Annotated in this window: 13 protein-coding genes; 8 read left to right on the forward strand and 5 right to left on the reverse strand. The window is 58.4% G+C overall.

Translation table 11 applies throughout. From position 1 onward, the window contains the following. Positions 1 to 128 precede the first annotated feature (128 nt). Complete coding sequence (locus AC1RUK_RS12705) at positions 129 to 614, forward strand: thermonuclease family protein (protein WP_481840262.1); 486 nt, start codon at positions 129 to 131, stop codon at positions 612 to 614. A gap of 34 nt (positions 615 to 648) precedes the next feature. Here the strand turns inward: AC1RUK_RS12705 and AC1RUK_RS12710 are convergent, their stop codons facing one another. From AC1RUK_RS12710 to AC1RUK_RS12725, 4 genes are all read right to left on the reverse strand, one after another. Beyond that, positions 649 to 1,608 carry an OmpA family protein gene (locus AC1RUK_RS12710; RefSeq protein WP_246693357.1) on the reverse strand — a complete coding sequence of 320 codons (960 nt, stop codon included), beginning with the start codon at positions 1,606 to 1,608 and terminating at the stop codon, positions 649 to 651. Between the two features lie 80 nt (positions 1,609 to 1,688). Beyond that, positions 1,689 to 3,065, reverse strand: coding sequence for a hypothetical protein (locus AC1RUK_RS12715; protein ID WP_481835345.1), 1,377 nt, complete (start codon positions 3,063 to 3,065; stop codon positions 1,689 to 1,691). After that, the gene (locus tag AC1RUK_RS12720; protein WP_481835344.1) at positions 3,062 to 3,886 is read right to left on the reverse strand and encodes a hypothetical protein; all 825 of its coding nucleotides are present in this window, start codon (positions 3,884 to 3,886) and stop codon (positions 3,062 to 3,064) included. Before AC1RUK_RS12720 ends, AC1RUK_RS12715 begins: the two co-directional genes overlap by 4 nt. Beyond that, entirely contained in the window at positions 3,879 to 5,321 is a 1,443-nt protein-coding gene (locus tag AC1RUK_RS12725) for a hypothetical protein (RefSeq protein WP_481835343.1), read from the reverse strand. The genes AC1RUK_RS12720 and AC1RUK_RS12725 overlap by 8 nt, the downstream gene beginning before the upstream one ends. Before the next feature lie 442 nt (positions 5,322 to 5,763). On the opposite strand from AC1RUK_RS12725, the gene AC1RUK_RS12730 reads away from it, so the two are divergent. The 3 genes from AC1RUK_RS12730 to AC1RUK_RS12740 all read left to right on the forward strand — a co-directional run bounded on the left by AC1RUK_RS12730 (position 5,764) and on the right by AC1RUK_RS12740 (position 13,805). Continuing rightward, a complete protein-coding gene (locus AC1RUK_RS12730; RefSeq protein WP_481835342.1) occupies positions 5,764 to 12,123 on the forward strand; it encodes a DUF3320 domain-containing protein in 6,360 nt (2,119 codons plus the stop codon). A 215-nt stretch (positions 12,124 to 12,338) separates the two neighbouring features. Continuing rightward, on the forward strand, positions 12,339 to 12,830 hold the full coding sequence (locus AC1RUK_RS12735; RefSeq protein WP_481835341.1) for a hypothetical protein: 492 nt from the start codon (positions 12,339 to 12,341) through the stop codon (positions 12,828 to 12,830). 639 nt (positions 12,831 to 13,469) lie between these two features. Then, complete coding sequence (locus AC1RUK_RS12740; protein ID WP_481835340.1) at positions 13,470 to 13,805, forward strand: nucleotidyltransferase domain-containing protein; 336 nt, start codon at positions 13,470 to 13,472, stop codon at positions 13,803 to 13,805. Between the two features lie 117 nt (positions 13,806 to 13,922). On the opposite strand, the gene AC1RUK_RS12745 is transcribed toward AC1RUK_RS12740, so the two are convergent. Next, positions 13,923 to 15,242 (reverse strand): hypothetical protein, encoded by a 1,320-nt coding sequence (locus AC1RUK_RS12745; protein ID WP_481835339.1) that lies wholly within the window; start codon positions 15,240 to 15,242, stop codon positions 13,923 to 13,925. 588 nt (positions 15,243 to 15,830) lie between these two features. Between AC1RUK_RS12745 and AC1RUK_RS12750 the strand changes: the two genes are divergently transcribed. The 4 genes from AC1RUK_RS12750 (at position 15,831) to AC1RUK_RS12765 (ending at position 20,191) form a co-directional block, all read left to right on the forward strand. Beyond that, a complete protein-coding gene (locus AC1RUK_RS12750) occupies positions 15,831 to 16,049 on the forward strand; it encodes a hypothetical protein (protein ID WP_481835338.1) in 219 nt (72 codons plus the stop codon). A gap of 326 nt (positions 16,050 to 16,375) precedes the next feature. After that, positions 16,376 to 16,978, forward strand: a complete 603-nt coding sequence (locus AC1RUK_RS12755) for a hypothetical protein (protein ID WP_481835337.1) — start codon at positions 16,376 to 16,378, stop codon at positions 16,976 to 16,978. Next, entirely contained in the window at positions 16,968 to 19,139 is a 2,172-nt protein-coding gene (locus tag AC1RUK_RS12760) for a TnsB C-terminal domain-containing protein (protein ID WP_481835336.1), read from the forward strand. The genes AC1RUK_RS12755 and AC1RUK_RS12760 overlap by 11 nt, the downstream gene beginning before the upstream one ends. Before the next feature lie 2 nt (positions 19,140 to 19,141). After that, positions 19,142 to 20,191: an ATP-binding protein gene (locus tag AC1RUK_RS12765; protein ID WP_481835335.1), complete on the forward strand. Its 1,050-nt coding sequence runs from the start codon at positions 19,142 to 19,144 to the stop codon at positions 20,189 to 20,191. Positions 20,192 to 20,199: the final 8 nt, after the last annotated feature.

Raw genomic sequence — 20,199 nt, forward strand, 5'->3', positions numbered from 1 at the left:
CGGTGACACAATCGAAATCCATGGCAAGCGCATCCGCTTCAATGGCATCGACGCGCCCGAGTTCGTCTCAAACCTGTGCAGACGGAAATGGCAAAGCATACCGATGCGGTGCAAAGGCCGCCGAAGCGGTGGACCAATTTCTGGCCGCCTCGTCTCCGACCCGATGCGTATTCGTCGCCCGCGACCGTTACGGCCGTTTCGTCGGGAACTGCTTCAGGGCGGACGGAGAAAGCGTTCAGGCTGCACTCGTCAGGGATGGCTGGGCTCTTGACTGGCCGCGTTACAGCAACGGCGCCTACGCCGAACTGCAGGCGACGGCAAAGGCCAAAGGCAAAGGGATATGGATCGGCGCGTTCGAGCGTCCGTGGGAGTGGAGGTCGGATCGGCGGACTGGCAAAAGTGCAGCCGAGCCGATCGCGCCGCTTGTCGGCGTCTCGTCCGGTTCCGAAGCATGCGGCATCAAAGGCAATATCAGTTCGTCAGGCGAGCGCATCTATCACGTGCCCGGGCAGAAACACTACGACAGGACCCAAATCACGCTGAGCAAGGGCGAGCGATGGTTTTGTTCGGAGGCCGAAGCACTGGCTGCAGGGTGGCGACCCGCCCTTCGCTGATCGTCGAAACCGTCTAACCCGTGCTGCAGTTGCCTCACTGAATCTTCGCGCCGATTTCCGTTGTCGAAGGCGAATTCCGTTTCCTGACCCGGATCTCTATCCGACGCCGCGATTTCACGTCACCTGCTTGGGTTCCGTTGGTCAGGGTGTCGTCGGGAAGGATCAGTTGGGCCCCTGACATGGGCAGAATGGTAACCGCCTGGAGAGATGGTACGCTCTTCAGGACTTTGGCTACGGCAATCGCACGCGCTAACCCCAGACCCGCATTGTCCGCAGGGTGCAGCACGCCGACGGGGGCAGTGCCGCCGAGTACGTCTTGAAGCTCGGCATCAAGGTTTGATCCAAGACGCGAGATCTTCTGCTCATCGGTGTGCCCGATGACCTCCACGACGTCCACCGCATATTTCGCGGCGATGTCCGCAATCTGTCCAGCAGTGTTTTCTCGCAAGGCCGCGTCAAAGCTCGGGCTGAGTTCCGCGCTACCCGACTTGAAGAAGTATCCGTTCGTTTCGCTGAGGCTGATAATCGGCGGCCATTCGTGGGGCTTTGCGTTGCCTTCAGATTCCTTAGCCTTGCGGATTACCTCAAGAAGTTGCTCTTCCGGCGTCAGCTTCGAGGGTGAGACGACGACCTTGTCTCGGAGCACTTTGATCGCCGGGGCAAGCTTTTCGATGTCGTTGGCAGTCAGCCCGGAATCCCGGAGCCGTCCTGCCATGGGCACAACTTCTTCGAGAGTGAGACCGGTCTCCAATATCTGGTCCACCTTCGTTTTTGCGAGTTCCAGTTCCCGCCATTCCTTTTCGAGTTCGTCGCTTCCAGCAACTGTCTTTCGGAAGACCTCGAGCTTTTCTTCGAGCAGAGCGTTGGAGGCCTCCTGCTTCTGAAGTTCAACCTCGACCGCCAGCTTGTCCGCTTTGATGTGTTCGGACGTGGACCGCTCTCTCGCGATGATCGCACCCGCTGCCAACAAGAGGCAGAAGACGAGCAACAGCATGGACTCGGCCATGGTGAGACCGAGAATAAGGCCGCGGCCATAGCCTCTCTGCTCGCTTGAGACGGACGTTCCCTGAGTACTCAACGACGGTTCCACCACCGCTTGCTGTCAGATTCACTCTCGACAGATTTATTCACGGGGGAAATTGCATCCCCTGCCGCTTCGGGCGCATCCTGGCCGTTTGGCTGCGGCGCTTGAACTTCGACAGGGGGAGCCAAAGCAACGATGTCGTCGAGAAGCGGAGTCGACCCCAAGCCGTCGGTGAAATGGTGAACACCGTTTGCCCCCCCTGAAGCGCCATCGGATAGAGGTTCGAATACGCCGGGCTTAGAGCCTGCACGCGTTTCGAGGAGCATCCTCTCAAGGAACTTCTGCATCTCCGCATTCTGTTGTTGGATATGGCGAGCGAGGCTGTCTGTGCTCCGCTGAACTTGAGCCGACGCCTCTACCGACTTCTCCATGATCTGAAGCGACCTCCCGCTTGTCTCCACGATTTTCGCGACGGCATTGGTGATCAGGTCCATGCGGTGAGCCTGATCTTTGCTGAGGGCCTCGGTCCTGGCGCCGTAGTCGACGACGATTTTGCCGAGCTCCCTGACAAGCGGACCGAGCTCGTTCTTCAGGACGGCTTCGGGTATCATGACCGCTTCGAGTTTCCTGGCCACGGCGTCGACTTGGCTTCCGAGTTGAGACGTCGAGCTCGCCATCCCGCTGTTGGCCTTCTCGAACACGTCACCGGAGCTGTCGACCTTTTCCGCGATTTCGGAGAGCTTGGATGCGATCTGACCAAAGCTGGCGTCGATCGCAGTGCTGAGTTTCGCCGACGCATCCTGAACTGGCTTGATGGCTTCGTTCGCCATCCTTTCCAAAGCGCCCTTCAGTTGCTCCCCAGTATCATCAGCATGCCTGACGATCTCGTCGAAGCCCTCGCTGATCATCTGATTGCTCACCCGACGGAAATCGGCGAATTCGCGCGTGGCGCTTTCCATCTCCGAGCGTACGCGTCGCGTCATTGTTGCCAATTCGTGGCGTGTCGCCCTCTCGACATCGAGAACGTCTCGCCGCGTCTGGTTGTAGAGGATGCGGAGCGCGATTCCGAAGATCGTGGACGTGATCGCGATGCCGAAGTTCCGGATGACGTCGTCTGTCGAAGACACTGAGGTGAATTGATATAGGGAAACGCCCAAGCTCGACAGCGTGAACAGGAAGCCCATGTAATAGAGGTTGTCGCCGGTCTGCTCTTCGTGGAGCCGGACCCTCCCCGAAAACCAGGACAGCGACAAATATCCGATCATGAGCATGATCGGGACCGTCATGGAAACGAACGGATTCACCCCCCACAGCTTCGAGACCGCGATGAAGATGCAACCGGTGAGGGTAAACGCGGCGAAGGCATAAAGCGGCAGGTTCCGGAGAATACCGGTCGAAAATTCTTCGCCGACTGCGTGACGGTTCAATTCATTCCCTCCAGTCGTGGCGACGGCAGAAAGTTGCCGCGATTCTCCAAGACCCAGTTAGCCCAGAACCGCAGATGATCGCGCCCGTCAAAGGGCTTGGCCGCGCGATCGACATACCAGATCGCGACGTCGACCCCATCCAGCGTCGTCCGGTATTTCGCGTTCGCTGGACTGTTCAGATACGCTTCGTAGCTGACCCCGGACTTGTACTGGGAGTACAGCTTCGTGTGTTCGATCATGTCGGAGGCGACGATCAACTGCTTCGCAGCACCGGGTTTCGAAAACTTGTCGAAAACCGTGAGCTTGATTTCTTGAATGGCCGCCATGATCGGCGACTGATTGCCGGATTGGCCATTAGGGATGCTCTCCGAAACCTTATCCAACGGCTTGTTGAAGGCTTCCTCCCACTGGCGCTGGCGTCTTGCAGGATTATTGGTCCATTGGTCGACTGAGGAGCCGTCACCAGGATTGCAGCCGTCAAACATCTTGACGAGTTCGCCCGGGTTCTCGGTAAGGCCAAAAATCTCCAGCAATCCGCCGACCGGGATCGACGATATGGTCTTTTGGAACCTATTCTTGATATCGAGCAGCGTCGTGTCGGAGATCGGATCGGTCGTATCGACCAAGAACACGTTTACCGCCACGGGGCCGTCAAGCGGACACAAGGTTTCCTTGGCCAGCTTCGTTTGGGAACTGGCCTTCGCGTAAAGGTATCCCAATCCACCGATCAATGCTCCGGAGAGGACGAGCAAACATATGCCGGCCACAACAGTGCCCAATCGGCCCGGTTTGCGGCTTTTCCTTCTTCTCGTTCTAGCCATTGGGAGCCGTCTCTGGATGCAGCTTGTCCAGTTCGCGGTACTGGTCGATGCCGTCGTCGCACACTGCAGCGATTTTTCTGATCTGGTCGGATAGGTCTGCCTGTGCCTTGCGTATGGACTCGGCGACGTCTTTATCGGTCAGTTCACTTTCCCCTGCTTTCGTGGGCTGGATGCGGTCCAGCTTGTATGCGCCGTCGAAGTACTTCGGAGCTGCTTCCGTCCGCGCCTTGGCATTGGCTTCCCGATAGCGTTTAAGCAGCACGTTTGCAGTCCGCTCGAGCTGCTCCTGGTATTGGACAAACAAGGAGAGCAGCTTCGCCCGATGGGCGATGATCGCATTGTGGTCCCGGCGGCGGCCGCTGAGGTCCCTTATGATCTCGTCGACCTTCTCATTGTGGTCGTCCCGTACGCCGAGCAGTTCTTCGATAAGGTCTTCCTGACGGGTCGCGTACGTCGTGCGCGCTGAAAGCAGCCTTTTGTACACTGCCGCATATCCGAGATACGGGTCTTTCAGGTACCAGCCGTCAATAAAGGCAAAGATCGAAAACATCAGGCCGATGCCGAAGAGCAGCCAGGATTTGACGTCCACGAGTCCGAGCGGGTCATGCCGGATTCTATCCATAACGATAGGTCCAGCATCTTCGAGAATGCTCCCGGCTACCTCTCGATAATGCGCAAGCCCAAGATTCAGCGCGACGGCTAGCGCAGCATAGCCACCGATGGAAAGGTATCCGAGAAGCTTCAGGAATAGGGACCGGTGGACGGTGAGGCTGACGCAAAACAGGGCGAAAACCAAAGCGATCCCGATATTGAGGAACGAGAAGCTCATGGCCTCGGTAACGCCCCCGACAATTCCCATATCGCTTCCCTTCGCGAGGAAGACGCCGTTCATGATCGCCTCGACGAGAAACAGGAAGAACAGGAACGACACCTTGAAGAACCATACGTGGCCCTCCGACAGCCGCGGGGCGCGCGTGATCCCGTGCCGCCTGCGGAAATCGGCATAGTCTTCTTCGGCAGCGTTCAGTGCCCGTCGCAAACCATGGAGTTCGTTGCGTCCCCTGACGACCTCCGCCTTGAAGTTGGAAACGCCTTCGGCGTTTGCCTTGTGGATGTCGGAAAACTGCCCTTCGAAGTCCAGGCCGCCCAGCCTGCTGGCGAACGAATGGAGCTGGTCTTCCAGGTTATTGTACGCGGTGTTCCTGGTGTCCTGGACCTTGCTGACGATCGCCAGTTCGACGTCATCAAGTGATTTCGAGGTCTTCGAGGGCTGGTCAGCTGCACCGCGGGCTTGCCCTTCTTCCGCGAGCTTCATGTCTCGTGCGACTCTGTCTACGTCCAAGTTTGGAAATATTTCAGTCGTGACCACAAAGTCATGGCTCGTCTCGCGGACCTTTTCCAGGATCCGGTTGAGCCCATCAAACGCCTTCGTCAACTCTTTACCCCTTGCCCACTTTCCCATGGTCAGCCCGTGCGAGACCTCTTAAGCAAAGAAACGCACGCGGACAACAATAATGACGATCTATACGAGTTGCGGCAGAGGAGAACCACAGAATCTGTCACCTGTTTGCAGATCGAAACGGGCTATGCGGATGACCAGGGATTGTTCTAGGAAATGTCGCCCTGAGGCGATTGTCGCTACCTCCCTCGCGCTTGATAGCCGGAAACAATTTTGAGAAAGAATTGGCCTGTAACACCGAACCATACGCATCATGCCCTCCCGACCCTACCAATCGAAAAGAATCGATGAACTCGAACGCATTTTCAAAGAAATGCGATCCGATGGACCTACGCTCGAGCTGTTGCGGCGAGAACTAGAGCACCGGTCGACGCATCGAGCCGGGCAACTCCAGAGAAATGTTGCAGCAGCCCGTAAAGTGACCGAACGAGCAAAGTCCGGTCGGACGCCTGATTGGCGCGACGCCATGCAAACGCAATTGCAGCTCACCGGAACTGATCTAGCATCTTCGCAGTGTGAAAACAGGAATCCGGGGTCACTTCCCAATCGCATGTGTGATACCAACGTTTCCGGGGTGGACGTCGTCCGTCAGGCGGAAATGAACGACAGGTTTGGGATGCTTGATCGCGGCGAATTGGACAGGCTTGGCAATATCTACGAGCAGCTCCGACTAAAGCTTCTGGATTTGACCAAGAAAAATCGGATGCTGAATTACACGATCAGCGCCCGTTCAAAACGCCAGCTGCAAATCGTCGATGAGGTTCTTGAGGAAGCATACTCGAAACTCGTCGACGACGATGGTTCGTTCAGGATTGCCCATCTCGATGAGCCGGAGGGCCTTCCGCCAGAAGAAAAGACCGAAGAGTTTGTTGACGCGTTGGAACACGCAAAGGTTTCCGACATCGATTACCTGACCGCGCTGGATAATTTGGTCGCCAGCGCAACCGACGACGAAATGACTGTCGAGCGACTTGATAGAACCCTTCGCGATCGCGTGCGTGCCCAACTTGGACTCCCCCCTCGGCCAAAGCGCGCGGACGTCAATCGCAACGAACACGCGCGTTCGCTCGGCATAGACCCCAATCCCGAGCTTCAACCGGCGGGCACGAAGAAAACGCACTCCGACCGCTTTCTCCAGACGTTGAAATATCCTGACGAGCTCGAGGCCTTAATGGAGAAAATCTCCGCCGAGGCCCGGCTCGCCGAACAGGAAGCGGGCCTGTCCACGCTCTTTTTGGCTTTCGGTTTCCTGGAATGGTACGACAGCGACGCCTCCGACAAGCCGATCTACGCGCCCCTCCTCCTTCTCCCTGTCAAGATCGAACGGCAGAAGGTGCGAGGAAAGCACGTCTACGAGGTGGCTGCCCGCGAAGGCGCGGCGGAAACCAACATCAGCCTTCAGAAATTCCTGGAGACAAAATTTGGCAGAGACCTTCCGGATTTCGGCGACGCCGATGACGGGGGATCCGTCGAGAGCTATCTGGCCAAGGTCGAGGCAAGCATCGAAGGATTGAAAAGATGGCGGGTTCGGCGTTGGCTAGTGCTTGGCCATTTCGCCTTCAGCCGCATAGCAATCTACGAGGACACCAAGCCGGAGAAGTGGCAGAACCACCCTGCCGCACATCCCCTTGTTGGCTCGCTCCTAAGCGGCTTCGAGCAGGGCTCCGATGGTGACGGGCCCTCGTTCCATTCTCCCGAAGATTACCTTATCGACGATCCGGAGATCGAGAAGGCCGCCCCGATCCTGATCCAAGACGCCGACGCCTCGCAACACAGCGCTCTCGTGGACGTGATGCGGCAAAAGAATTTGGTGATCCAAGGGCCCCCGGGAACTGGGAAGTCCCAGACTATCACGAACATCATCGCAAATGCCCTGGCTGCTGGGAAGACAGTGCTTTTCCTGGCTGAGAAACAGGCAGCCCTCGACGTTGTCAAACGGCGACTCGACAAGTCCGGAGTTGGCGAGTTCTGCCTGGAGCTGCACTCCGACAGATCGTCTCCCAAAGCTGTGGTCCAAAGCCTCGCCCGCCGATACGAAATCGGCGTCGGGCGGTCCGCCAGGGCAGCTACGGCACAGGAGGACACGACGTGGGCCTTCGCACGGGCCCAAATCTCTGAATATCTGAACGATCTGCACTCCGAAGCCGAAGATGGAGCGACTCCGTTCGAACTGATTTGGAAATCGATCCGAGGACGTTCGGTAAACGCCGATCTTGGAGACTTTTTCAACGACGTCCATATGCCGGACGATCTGCTAGGCGACCCACGCAACCTGCGGGACGTCAGAGGTAAATTAGAGATCTTCGCGGCTAGCGCGCACGCGTTTCATGATTCCTATGGACACCCGTCGGCGTCACCATGGAGTGCGACCCCTCCGGGGCACCTGCCGGCGTACGAGCGCGATCAGTTTCTTGCGGCGATCCAAAGCCTTCGAGATGCGGCGGCGGAATTGGCGAAATTCATGGATCGCCACGAGAGTCTCGGCATTCTTTCCGACGAAGATGGGGATGCGGTGTCGGCCGCCGACAAGATCATACCGGAGCCGTCGAGCCCTTCGAAGATAGCCACCATCGCCGCCATCGATCTCGATGGCCTGCAGCATGGGTTGTCCCTTCAATCGTCGTACCTTTCGGCAGTTCAAGCAGTCGACGACTTGCCGTCAGCAGGAGATCTCGACGCGCCGACTCTTGATCGGGCCCGGGCGATCGTGTCAGCGCTGCCGGCTCAAGGCCTTGCCGAGCTTAGCCCCGTCGGCCTGCGGGCGCATGCCTACCGCACGATACACCGGAACAAGGGGTTCCTCGACGCGCTTGAGTCGATGGGCCAAGCAATGGAATTGCTAGGCTTGGGAGGGTCCGCCCCCGTTCACGCTCTCGACGCTGTTGCCGCTGCTCTCGAGGTCACCGAGAGCGCTCACCCTGAGCACCTGCAATGGATCGGCGCTGTCCAGATTGATACCTCTCTTTTCGGCCAGCTATTTGATCAATGGAACGCACTTTCTCGCGAACAGCTGGAACTTCGCCAAGCGGTGAGAGGGTTCACCGAACCCAAATGGCCGGACGCACGGGAACTTGACGAAGCTGGTGCTGCATTGCGAAAAACCGGGATCGGGAGGCTCTTCAGTGCGATGCGCGGAGACGTCAAAGCCGCGAGCGCAATGTTGGCGCGGCTCCGGCTTCCGGCAGAACCGAACTCCGTCGACATGCTTGTCCGAATCTCGAAACATGTCCGGTCGGTCGAGGCGTTCGCGTCCCATCGCGACGCAGGAGCCGCGATTGGCAAAGCCTGGGCCGGGATGGCAACGCCGTTCGTGGCTATCGATCAAGGGATCAAGCTGCGCGAAGCCGTGGAGCATAAGCTCACGGGGCTTTCCGACGGAAACAGCGTTGCCAAAGCCATAGTCGGATTGACCGTAAGTTCTATCTCCGCATTCGCAAAACTTTCGCGGACGGCAGATTCGTACAGAGCCGGACGCGCACGGTTCGATGAGTTGATTGACGGGCACCGGATCGGGCACGCTGCGGAACAGTGCACCAAGGATCTGGAGGCTTTCGAACGCATTCTCGGACTGGACCCGGATGACCGGCTCTCATCTTCCACGCTTTCGCTCTCGACCCTTGCCGAGATCGATGCCGCCAGGGCACGCTTGTCGCAAGCGCTGATCGCGGTCGACAGATCCCCATTCGCCGTCGCGGTGCGCTCGCTGGCGCCTGACAACGACGGGGTCGCGCAAACTAAAGACGCCATTGGATATGTCCGGTCGGTCAAGTCCGCGCGACTGCCCGGGCTGATCCTTCAAGGACTTCTCTCCGCGGATGCCCGGGCGTGGCGCGACCGACTTCGCGAGATGGCGGAGTCATATGACCGCGTTACAGGGCAGCTCAACCAGTCGGCGAAGCGTCTTGACGAATTCGGGGTTCGTGGCATGGACGCCTTCGATGTGCGGTCCATGATCCCGCATCTTGAAAGCCTCCTGGAACATAGAGAGGAGCTTTCGGAATTCATCTCCCTCCGCAGCTCCCGAGCCGACCTCGAGGGAGCAGGCCTCGTCGAATTCCTTTTCAAGACAGATGGGCTGCTGGTCCCTCCTTCGCGGCTTCCGGCGGTATTTGACGCGGTCGTTTCCCGACTTCGTGCCAAGGCTGCCCGGCGTCTCTCTTCGTCATTGGCTAACCGGACTGGCAACGAACTCGATGCGAAACGAAAGACGTTTGCCGAGCGTGACAGGCAGAAGATCCTTGGTGACCGCGAGACTGTCCGGGCGCGTTTGCTGACAAGACAGCCGCCGAACGGCCTCCGCAACGGATCGGTGAAGACATGGACGCAAATGAGCCTTCTGGCGAACGAGTTTCCGAAGCAGAAGCGCTTCACACCAGTTCGCGGTCTAATGGGAAGGGCTGGCGAAGCTGTCAGGGCTCTGAAGCCCTGTTTCATGATGTCGCCCCTCTCGCTTTCAAAGTTTCTCCCGCAAGGCAGATTTGAATTTGACCTGCTCGTCATTGACGAGGCGTCCCAAATGAAGCCGGAGGACGCGTTGGGCGCCATGTTGCGTGCGCGGCAGATCGTAGTGGTCGGCGACCCGAAACAGCTTCCGCCGACGAGCTTTTTTGAACGATCGAGCGACAATCCGGCCACTGATGACGAAGATGCGGACGAGATCGATGACGAGTCGATCCTTGAACGATGCCAGAAGGTATTCGGTGAGGTCAGGCGCCTGAAATGGCATTATCGCAGCCGTTGTGAGAGCCTAATCCGGTTCTCAAACGACAACTTTTACGAGGGCAGCCTCGTCACGTTCCCTGCCGCAAAACCTGGCTCTTTCTCTATCGACCTGCTTCGCGTCAATGGGGAATACAAGGCTAGGCGGAATGTCGCCGAAGCCGAGCGTGTCGCTGAAGAGGCGATTGAGTTCATGCGGCACTTCTCGAATAGCGATGAGGATTCGCTTCCCACCTTGGGTATTGTCGCGCTCAACACGGACCAGAGAGACCTCATTGAGGAAACCCTGCGACGGATGTCGGGCGACGACGAACTTGTCGAGACGTATAGGGAGAAAGCCGGGAAGAAGGGCGAACCTTTGTTCGTGAAGAACTTGGAGAACGTTCAGGGCGACGAACGCGACTTCATCTTCATATCGATGACCTACGGCAAGGAAGCCGGCGCGACTGTCATGCGGCAGCGCTTCGGCCCGATTAACAGCAAGCAGGGTCATCGTCGTCTCAACGTACTATTTTCCCGGGCTCGAATCCGCATTGGTCTTTTCGCTTCGTTTGGCTCCGAAGACGTCAGACCGACGGAAACCAGCAAAGACGGCGTCCATGTTTTGAAACGATATCTCGAATATACCGAAACCGAGGGACGTGCTGCGGTCCAGTTGATTGGCGGCGAGGCCGACAGTGAATTTGAGACTGAGGTGGCCAACCGTCTTCGCGCTCGTGGCCATACCGTGGACATGCAGGTAGGAGTTTCCGGATTCAAGATTGACTTGGGAATACGGCATCCGGATCACCCAGAAATGTTCCTCGCAGGCATTGAATGCGACGGAGCTCAGTATCACTCGAGCAAGAGTGCGCGTGACCGCGACAGGTTGCGCGAAGAGGTTCTGAGGGGCCTGGGCTGGAACATCCTTCGGGTCTGGTCGACCGATTGGTTTGACAGCCCGGACGCTCAGACGGAAAAGCTCCTCAAGCGGCTTGAGGAGTTGCGGACTAAGCCAATGTCGGCGTTTCAGGACTATCGACTTGGCCCCACATATTTGCCAGCGATCGAGGTCACAGTCGCGGAGCTGCCAGAAACAGAAACCGACGATGACACTGATGGCCAAGCCCTGTTTGACTCCATAGCGGAGCACGCGATTTCGGACGTGCAGGCCGAAACGGACGATCGCGCCGACCCGTTTGAGGGGAGCGGTAGTTTGACTGCTGACCAGGCGTACGAAGCCTTGGCGTCATTTAGGGAAAAGATCATCCGGCCGTCGGCCTCCAACTGGGAGCCGCATCGTTCCATCCTTCGCGAAGCCATGATCGAAACGTTCGTCAGCCAGAGGATCACCGATCCCGACGACTGGTTCACTCGTGTCCCGCACTACCAGAGGTCCGGCACCGACCCGGTGGAAAAGAGGCTGTACCTGGATCGCATCTGCAGCGTCATAGAGCGCATCGGCGCGGACGTCGGGCAGATGCCGTCGGGACAGCCTTCGCCCTTCTCGCCGACGATATCGCGTGATGCGAAGGCTGCGACCTCTAAATCATCTGTCAATCGGGTGCCTGGGTCCTATGTCGTCACCGATTTCGGTGCCGCTGGGCTGACGCCGGACCCGGATCGCTTTTACGAGGCAAGCTATCGTCCAACGCTTCGACAGCTGATCGCGTATGTCATTCAGACGGAGGGTCCGCTCTACGGCGATATTCTCGCTATCCGGATCGCGAGAGCACATGGCATGGAGCGGACGGGTTCAATCATACAGAAGATGGTGACCGACGCCGTAGACTTGCGCTTTCCCCGATCTCGTGAGGAGGAACGGGACGTGTTCTGGCCAGAAGGATCCGTGACGGATCGCCCGGTGCCCTTCCGGGTTTCGGTTGATGGAAGCCGATCCCATGGTGACACGCCGCTTGCCGAACTTGCTAGCTTGGCGTCGCCGTATCTGCGCGTCAGGCTCTCCGACGGCCAGGTCATTGAAAAGCTAGCGGAGCAGTTCGGCTTGCAACGCATTCGGGCTGCTACTCGAGAGCGATTTGAATCGGCGATCGCGATCGCCAAAATGTCCACCAAGTGATTGGGCTTTGGCCCTCGAGCGTCTCGTCGTGGTTCATCGCGAAGCCGGCGGCCCGGTTGGCCGACGGTTCCTCCCTTGCGCCTCGCGGCTGTGTCCCCTGCAAGCTGTGACACGCAGGCCAAGCAAGGAGAACCGGATCTTGAAAGCGGCGGCGACGAACGCTACCTGCTGATTGAATTTGATAACCTTTCACTTTTTGAACGGAGGAAATACCAATGGCCAAGGTGCCAACTACGGAAGAGATTCAGATCTATATCCAGGAATACATCCGCAACAATCATTCGGCTGTTCGGCCCGGCGAGATCGTCACCGACATCACGAGCCTGCAACTGCGCACTGCGAAGGAATTCGGCGCCCGCGCCGACGAATACACGGATGCGATAAAGGCGCTCGTCGAAGCAGAGGTTCTTGCGTGGGACGGTGGCAAGTTTCTGAAGCTGGGTGCAAAGGCCCATCGCGAGAAAGAGCCTTCAATGAGAGAAATCCAAGAATGGATTTTTGACTATATCCGTGAGAAAAATCCAGGCGTCCGTTCCGGCGAAATCGCAGCCAACGTCACCGATCTGCAAATCCAGCTCGGTTCGAAACACGGTGTCCGTGGGACAGAAGGCGGCGGCGCCATCAACGGCCTGATCCACGAAGGCTATCTGACTTTCGACGGCGGCAAGTTTCTCAAGCTGACTGATAACGGCTTCGAGCACCTCTGACCTTTCACGATTTCAGAATCTCCGGCCTCTGTCGTCTCTCTTCGGCTGCGGTCGTCAGTATGCCGGGACCTCGGCGCAGCCGGCGAAGACACGCAGTCTTACGGAAGACGACTAGCAAGCACAGGCGATGCTTCACGCAAAGGAACGTGGCGATCGCGCGGGGCACGCGAGACGCTGTTAACCGAGAGGCACGATCATTTTCTTGAATCGACGTGGCGACAGTTATGCTTGGATAACAAGACGTTCGTTTAGACAACAAAACGTACGCTTTGATATCCGACGCTCAATGTGCCATCGGTTCCAGACAGAAGGAACCCGTGTCATGGCACGATCGACAGTTCAAAGCGCCTTGCGCTATCCACTGACTATCATTCTCGGCACCGACGCAAACGTCAGGCTGCTCCGGGAGCTGTCGCGGCATGGAGGCTTGCTTTCTTCTCCATTGCTTGCGGACCGCAGCGGGCTTGCAAGGGCAAGCGTCTGGTCTGCTCTTGAGGGATCGGCATCGTATCGTCAGAGGGGACTGGTAGAGCTTGCCTCTATCGGTTCAACGATAAACATCCACTGGGGGCATCACTGGAAGCCCTCTTTGAGCAGGAGGGGCTTGGGTATTCCAACATTCTCCCCGTAATCGCTGACGTGGTCTCCGCAGTTCGTCCGAACGTACTCGCGGCCTGGATTTACGGCAGCGTGGCGAGGGGCGAGGACCGCCCAGACAGCGATCTCGACATCGCTGTGGTTTCATCTTCCGAAAAGCTGGAAAGCGCGCTCCAAGAAATCCGGGAGGGGCTGCGCTCCCATGGTGAAGCGCTTGGCTTCAACCCTTCGGTGGTGGGGCTCACTCCGGAGGATGTGGCAAGGCTGTCGAGCACGGGAGACCCGTGGTGGAAGGGGGTCGAAGCTGATGCCTTTGCCGTTGTCGGTTCACGCCCGGACGAACTTGCAGCCAACCCCCGGCAGAAGGCGTCGGCATGACCAGAAAAGGCACGACCAAAGCAGTCGAAAAAGGCTTCGGAGACGGGCGGTTGCGGATCGCCAGCTCATATTTGAAGGCTGCGGCGGCCGTATGAGGCTTACTCAAGAACGGGACCGCTAGATCGCGGCTCGTTCGCAGACCAAGTCGATGATGGCCTTTGCCTCGTCGAGTGTCTGCGGATAAAAGCGGTTCAACGCCAGCCCCTTAAGCTCCGGAACATTGAGGTTGGAGTTGCGACCCCTTTCGACCGGGTACGTTTCTCCCGCAATGTGCGGAAAACAGTCGTGACCGACGTCAGAAGCCAGGGTCCATATCGGCTGCTTACCGTTAGAAGTCTTGTCCAGAGCCAATGTCCGACCGTTGGTCGTATTGTAGACGGCGATCTTCTTGGTACCGCCGGGCTTGCGGTCGGGATGCTGGAGAAGCCGCGGATCACAATCCATCTTTGCCTGAATGAGGTCGCGTAACGGATTTCCGGTGTCTCCGTCGCTCGTCGGCCCCCTTGACAGTTTGCCCCCGGTTGTCTTTTCCCTCGGAGGATTGGCGGCAATGGCTGGCTTCGTTTCATTGGGCGCGGATGGTCGGGCGGCACCATCCGGTCGTGGGAGCGATAGCGCCAAAGCGAGGCCATGTTTCCCGCGGAGTGCATCTGTCGCCGCTCTCATCCGAGCGTAAGCCGGAAGGAGAAACTGAATCCGTTTCCGGACGGGGTCGCCCGCGCTCAGGTCGTCCGGCGATTTCAGTCCCAGGTACACGTCGACCTGACTTCCCGCGCTCGTTGAAGGATGGGCAAAGGCACCAAGAACCTGGTCGCCGCGGATCAGCCCTTCCTTCGCGCACCAGTCCAGAGCGGCGAGAGGCGTCGGACCCAGGCCGATGTACAGGGTCCGGTCTGACATAAGGCGCAGCGAAGAAACGAAGTCTCGCTCGAACCCCTCGCGAAACACGTCCGACCGAAGAACGTCGTCGAAGCTTCCGGCGAACATCTTGCCGTTCCTGAAGGCCGCGTGCGGAATGACCGAGGTCGCATGGAACAGGTCGGCCGCGTCTCCCCACAGCTGTTCTTCATCACGGATTCCCAGGATTCCGGCCAAGCCGAAATGCCTCATCATCTTAAGGAGATTCGGACGCATTGAGGGGCCGCCGAACGCAGCCTGCTTTTTGGCTTCCAACCGAATCTGCTCGTCCGCTTGTCCGACTTTCAGACGGCTGCCAAACATTCGGTAGGCAAGCTTCAGTTGCTCGGGGCCGGGAGTAATGCCGACCACGGCGAGACTGGCATTCGGATACACATGCTCGAACGGCGTGTAGAAGAGTTCATCGCCGCCTCTTCTCGTGAGACTGGTTTCGGGTGACTGTGCGGCAGTCTCGCCTCGGCTCCTTAGAATATCTCGGAAACAGTCCAAGAAAATCGGCGGCTCGGTCGAAGGGGGCATATGATTCCTCGGTGCAAGGTCGTGAAGTATCGCTTGGATTGGTTGCGTCGGGTAGTGTCGGTGGCACCGTCAGCCCGTGTTGGCGCGGCGACTGTACCGAGACTGTGCGTCAGCAGCAGGCTGAGCAGAAGCGAATGCGTATGGAGCAGGAGTAGCGGGTTCGCTATCTGGAAGAGGCATATGGCTCCTCCGTCTTTGTCTCGCACCATGCGTCGATAGCCGCCGGATGACTTCTACAGTCGCCACTTTGATAGCAAAATCGATATCATTTGTCCTACCTTCTCGCGGCATCCTGACCACGAAGACAAGGATTTCGATATCGCGATCGAAGAAGTTCGGATCCTATCGAATCTGAAGGATTTTCCTAACCAGATCTCAAACCTTTGCCGTCAAAACGCCGATCCCGGCACCAATCCTGCCGGAACAGAGGAACCGAATTCCATGATGAAATTCATATCGATAGTTGGGCAGGACGGCCACAAAGCCAAGGTCTAAGCCATCGGTGTGAGTTCACGCCGATGTTTGACATCGGCTTCGGTTCGTCCTTCCACAGCTAGCCTGTTTATCTAGCCAGGAAGGATCTTCGTCATGAGCAAACAGCTCGTCTCTAATCATTTTTCTCCTAAACGGACAGATGGTCTGCCGCTGGCTGAGCAGGTAGCGCCCGCTGCCGACTTGCGACGTCCGCACGCCCTCGACGCGTTGGCCGCCTCGGCGGACGCGCTGAACTGCTGCGGCCTGGCGAACGCCAGATATGCCAAATCCGCCTCCCGGATCGCCGACGCACAGAACCGCATAGCGCACTGATCTCAGCGGACCTCCGTCTGCTCGATCAACGCTTCGGGAAGCCTATCGCATCTCCCGACGACCAGCTCGGCAGCGCGCCGAGAACAGGAGAGCTGTGCCATGACCAAAGATATCAAGACTCCACGCTCCGGAATTAGTCCGACCGAAACCCGAGGCTCCTCGGTCCCCGATCAGGAGGTTGGCGGTGAGACCGAGGGCGGGGGCTTATCCATACCAAGCCATCTCAGACTGCCAGAAGATCGGGCCGGATTTTCATTCCACCGTCGGACTCGCTGACCAGCCGCAACTTCAAAATGCGTTCGAGAGGCTCTTGTAGGGGAAGCATCGTGAATCCAAGGACAAACAGGAAACTCGTCTATGAAAGCGGTCTCGAACGCGACGCCGCATACATTCTTATGGCTCACCCCGATGTCGCCGACGTGCGCGATCAGCCGCCCGCAGTCGACTACGTTGACCGCAACGGCAAGAGGCACAAGCACACCTTTGACTTCGAAGCGCGCATGACGTGCGGCGAGCGTCGAGAGGTAGCCGTCAAGCCGGAACACAGAGTCGGCCCCAGCGGAATCGAGGAAACGCTCACCCTCATTCGGGAGCAGTCGCCCCCCGGCTCAGCTGACCGGATTATCCTTCGGACTGGGCGACAGATCACGCGAATCCGCGCCGCAAATGCCCGGCTTATCCATCGGGCGGTACGCAGTCGGATTCCCGCCGACATCGCGGTCGTCAAAGCTTGCGTCCTGACCCTTCAGGGGGCCGCCACGATCGCGGAAGTCATCAACGTCACGGTACCGGGACCCGCCGGCCTTCTTGCGGTCCTCTGCCTGATTGCTGACGGCGTCATTGAAGCCGTCGGGACGGGCCACATCACTCGCGAAACCCAGATCCGCGTCAGGCGGAAGCAACAATCAGGAGAACAGCATGACCAATAGCAGCAAGAAAATCCAGACAGTCCCCTCCCCGGCGCCTCGGCTCCGATTCGGCTTGAGCGATCGCATCACGATCGGCGTGATCGATTACGCGCCGCACTCGAGCGATGACTTCTCTCAGATGTTGATCCGGATGGCGACAGGATTGCCGGAACAGTTCAGCCATGAGGAAATCCAGCGGCTCCGCGATTGCGGAGAGCTCAAGCTTTTCCGCAATCACAATTCGCCTACTCGGCTCGTCTCCAGCAGAGGCCAGCCGGAGGTCAAGCTCAATGACCTTGGGGAAGAACAGCGCGGCAAGGTGCTTTGGCGCAAGGATATCTGTGATCGTTTCCTGCGTATGGAGGCAGCTCGGGAGACGAGCCGCTCCGACGTTGCCATGCTGCCGGCCATCGCCACGATCAACGCGGAGATCGCCAAGACCGAAACAGAACGCCAATCCAGCAGCGGACGGTGCGGAAGCAGTCTGGTGCTGCGCAGCCCGCCGAGCCCGACGATGCTGCGGAAGTGGCTACGCAAATACGAGGCCTGCAATTTCGATGCGCTGGTGTTGCGCGACAACTATGGCCGAAGCGGCAACCGCCAGCCTCGCCTGGTCGACGAGGTGCAGCAGCTCGTAAAGGATTTTGCCGCAACGTTCGCGGATGCTCGCAAGCCCAGCAAAGCCTCAGTTTACTCCAATCTCGTCAGGGAGATCAAAAAACAGAACGATGAACGCCTGAAGAATGGCGTTGCACCGCTGACATTGCCAAGCCGCAGGGCGCTCGACCGGGAAATTGCCAAGCTTGACGCGTACTTTGTCTATGCCGGAAGGGAGTCTGAGGAGAAGGCCAAGAAGAAGTTCTACATCGTTCGAGGCGGTCTCGACGTCAGGTTGCCACTTGAACGTGTCGAGATGGACGAGTGGCGCGTATCGCTTCAGACGTTGCTGATGGACGCGGGCATTTGGAGCAAGCTTCCCAGGGACGTAAGGCGAGGCGCTGCGAAGGTCCGGGTGTGGGTATCCGTCGCGATCGATGCCGCAACGCGCTGCATTCTGGCAATCCGCGTTATTCCCGACTCTCCCTCGGCCAATTCCGCGGTGGCTACCCTCCAGATGACTGTCTCGGACAAGCGCGCCCTTGCCAAGGCCGCAGGATGCAAGACGCCTTGGGACATGGGCGGCACGCCCGACACCATTTCCACCGACACGGGCTCGTCGTGGTTCAGCTACGAATTCCGGGGCGCCGGGACTGACCTTGGCTCCGAGGTCATGTTTGCCCCAGTCGGCATGCCCCAAATGCGTGCCAGGATCGAGCGCGTGTTCTCGACCATGCACACTCAACTGATCGCGCGGTTCGACGGCCGCACTTTCGAGAACAGCGTCGTCAAGGGCGAATACGATTCCGAGGCACGTGTCACGATCGACGTCGAAGAACTGACCAAGGTGCTCATCCGTTATGTCGTCGACGTCTATCACAACGAACCCCATGGCGGTCTCGGCGGGGAGACGCCTCGCAACGCATGGCTGCGGCTAGTTAGGGACTGGGGTGTGACGCCTGCCCCCGACCCTGACCAAATGCGCGACATCTTTGGGACCACGCTCGAAAGGCGGATCACCAGCGAAGGGATCGAAGTCCTTGGCAATCAGTATCAGGATGATGAGCTGGCAAGGCGCCGCCGCCAGATCGGCCAAAAGCCTGTCCTGATCCGTGTCGACCAACTGGACCTCGGTCACATTTCCGTCCGTCTCCCCGAAGGCTGGCTGACTGTGGAGTGCCAACGGCAGGGAATGAACGGCGTGTCCGTCAAGGACTGGCAGGAGACCAACGAGCGGCTGCGCAGGACTTATGCCGACCAGGCCGCGATTACCGAGGATGTCGTTCAGCAAGCACTCGGCGAAATCCAGGACTTCGCCGACAAGGCCATCGCAAGAGCCGAAATCGATCCGCCTACCTACACTCGCGAACAACTCGCGAAGCTGGAGCGCCGTCTGGAACTCGGCTCAAGGATCGAGCGCGGGCCCGAGGAGGACGGGGATTTCCTCGAGATGGCCGAAGACACGCCTGAGGACTCACCAACTGCCATGCAGATCTCGCCGTTAGACCGCAAGGACTCGGCCGATCACGAAAGCAATGCGCCGGACGAACAATCCGACGACGACATCTGGTCTATGGAGGATTGAAAATGGACATCAACAATATCGAGAATACTGAAGTGTCTGCCGCTGACGGCCGAGACGTGGTCATGGATCGAGTCCTTTCGGCGTACTTTAAGACGCCGCGTGACCAACTGCTGGAGGCGGAAGTCGATTGGCTTCTCGACAGCTACCAGCGGGTGCACAGCCGTCGGGCGGAAGGAAAATCAAGGGTCGGTCGTCTGGCGGAGGGGCGCATCCTCTCCGTGCTGGGAGAAAGCGGAGCCGGGAAGACCAGATCGCTGCAGCGTTTGTTCGCAAGCCGCCGCGAATTGGCAGACCTGGAAAAGGGCGGCAGCTCGATCACTGTGATCGCGCCGTCTCCCTGCACGTTGAAACAGCTTGGCAATAGTTTCCTGGCAGCCCTCGGATATGAGCTCGAGCGCGATCTACGCGAGAATGTCGTGTGGGCGTTGGTGCGGCAGCGACTGCGAGACTGCCGAGTGCGCATCGTCCACATCGACGAGCTGCAACACGCGCTTAAAGACGGCAACGCATATGAGCTGCAAAAGGTTCGGGACACGTTGAAGAACATCGTCCAGCAAAAGGATTGGCCTGTATGGCTGATCCTGTCCGGCCTTCCGGTGGTTGCCAAGTTCTTCCAAGGCGACACCCAAATCAAGCGCCGGAGCCGTTTTGTCCGCTTTGAGCCGATCGAGTTTCCGCGCGATGCAAGAATGATCGACAAAATGATCCGGCAATTTGTCGTAGATCGAGCCGGTCTTGTCGTCGATCGGGAAAATGACGAACCGATCGCGCGGCTAATCCACGCTTCGCTTAACCAGCTCGGAACCGCGATCGAATTCACGCAGGATGCAATTGAGGAGGCTCTCCGGTCTGGAGATGGCGCCGTAAGGATCGGGCACTTCGCAAAAGTATATGCAGCGAGAACCGGCTGCGGGCCTGATGCCAATGTTTTCATTGCACGGGATTGGGACCGGATCGATCCCCGCAAGATTTTGGATGCTGACGATCAGGCGAATGTCGGCCTTGATCCGGAACAGCCTTCCAAGAAGCCACGCGACGTGAGGAACAAGTAATGGGTCAG

The sequence above is a fragment of the Mesorhizobium monacense genome (assembly GCF_056781675.1).

What these genes read in the sequence shown, in the direction of transcription:
- AC1RUK_RS12710 (WP_246693357.1), bottom strand. Translation starts at nt 1,608, where the DNA reads ATGCTGTTGCTCGTCTTCTGCCTCTTGTTGGCAGCGGGTGCGATCATC.
- AC1RUK_RS12720 (WP_481835344.1), bottom strand. Translation starts at nt 3,886, where the DNA reads ATGGCTAGAACGAGAAGAAGGAAAAGCCGCAAACCGGGCCGATTGGGC.
- AC1RUK_RS12735 (WP_481835341.1), top strand. Translation starts at nt 12,339, where the DNA reads ATGGCCAAGGTGCCAACTACGGAAGAGATTCAGATCTATATCCAGGAA.
- AC1RUK_RS12745 (WP_481835339.1), bottom strand. Translation starts at nt 15,242, where the DNA reads ATGCCCCCTTCGACCGAGCCGCCGATTTTCTTGGACTGTTTCCGAGAT.
- AC1RUK_RS12750 (WP_481835338.1), top strand. Translation starts at nt 15,831, where the DNA reads ATGAGCAAACAGCTCGTCTCTAATCATTTTTCTCCTAAACGGACAGAT.
- AC1RUK_RS12760 (WP_481835336.1), top strand. Translation starts at nt 16,968, where the DNA reads ATGACCAATAGCAGCAAGAAAATCCAGACAGTCCCCTCCCCGGCGCCT.
- AC1RUK_RS12765 (WP_481835335.1), top strand. Translation starts at nt 19,142, where the DNA reads ATGGACATCAACAATATCGAGAATACTGAAGTGTCTGCCGCTGACGGC.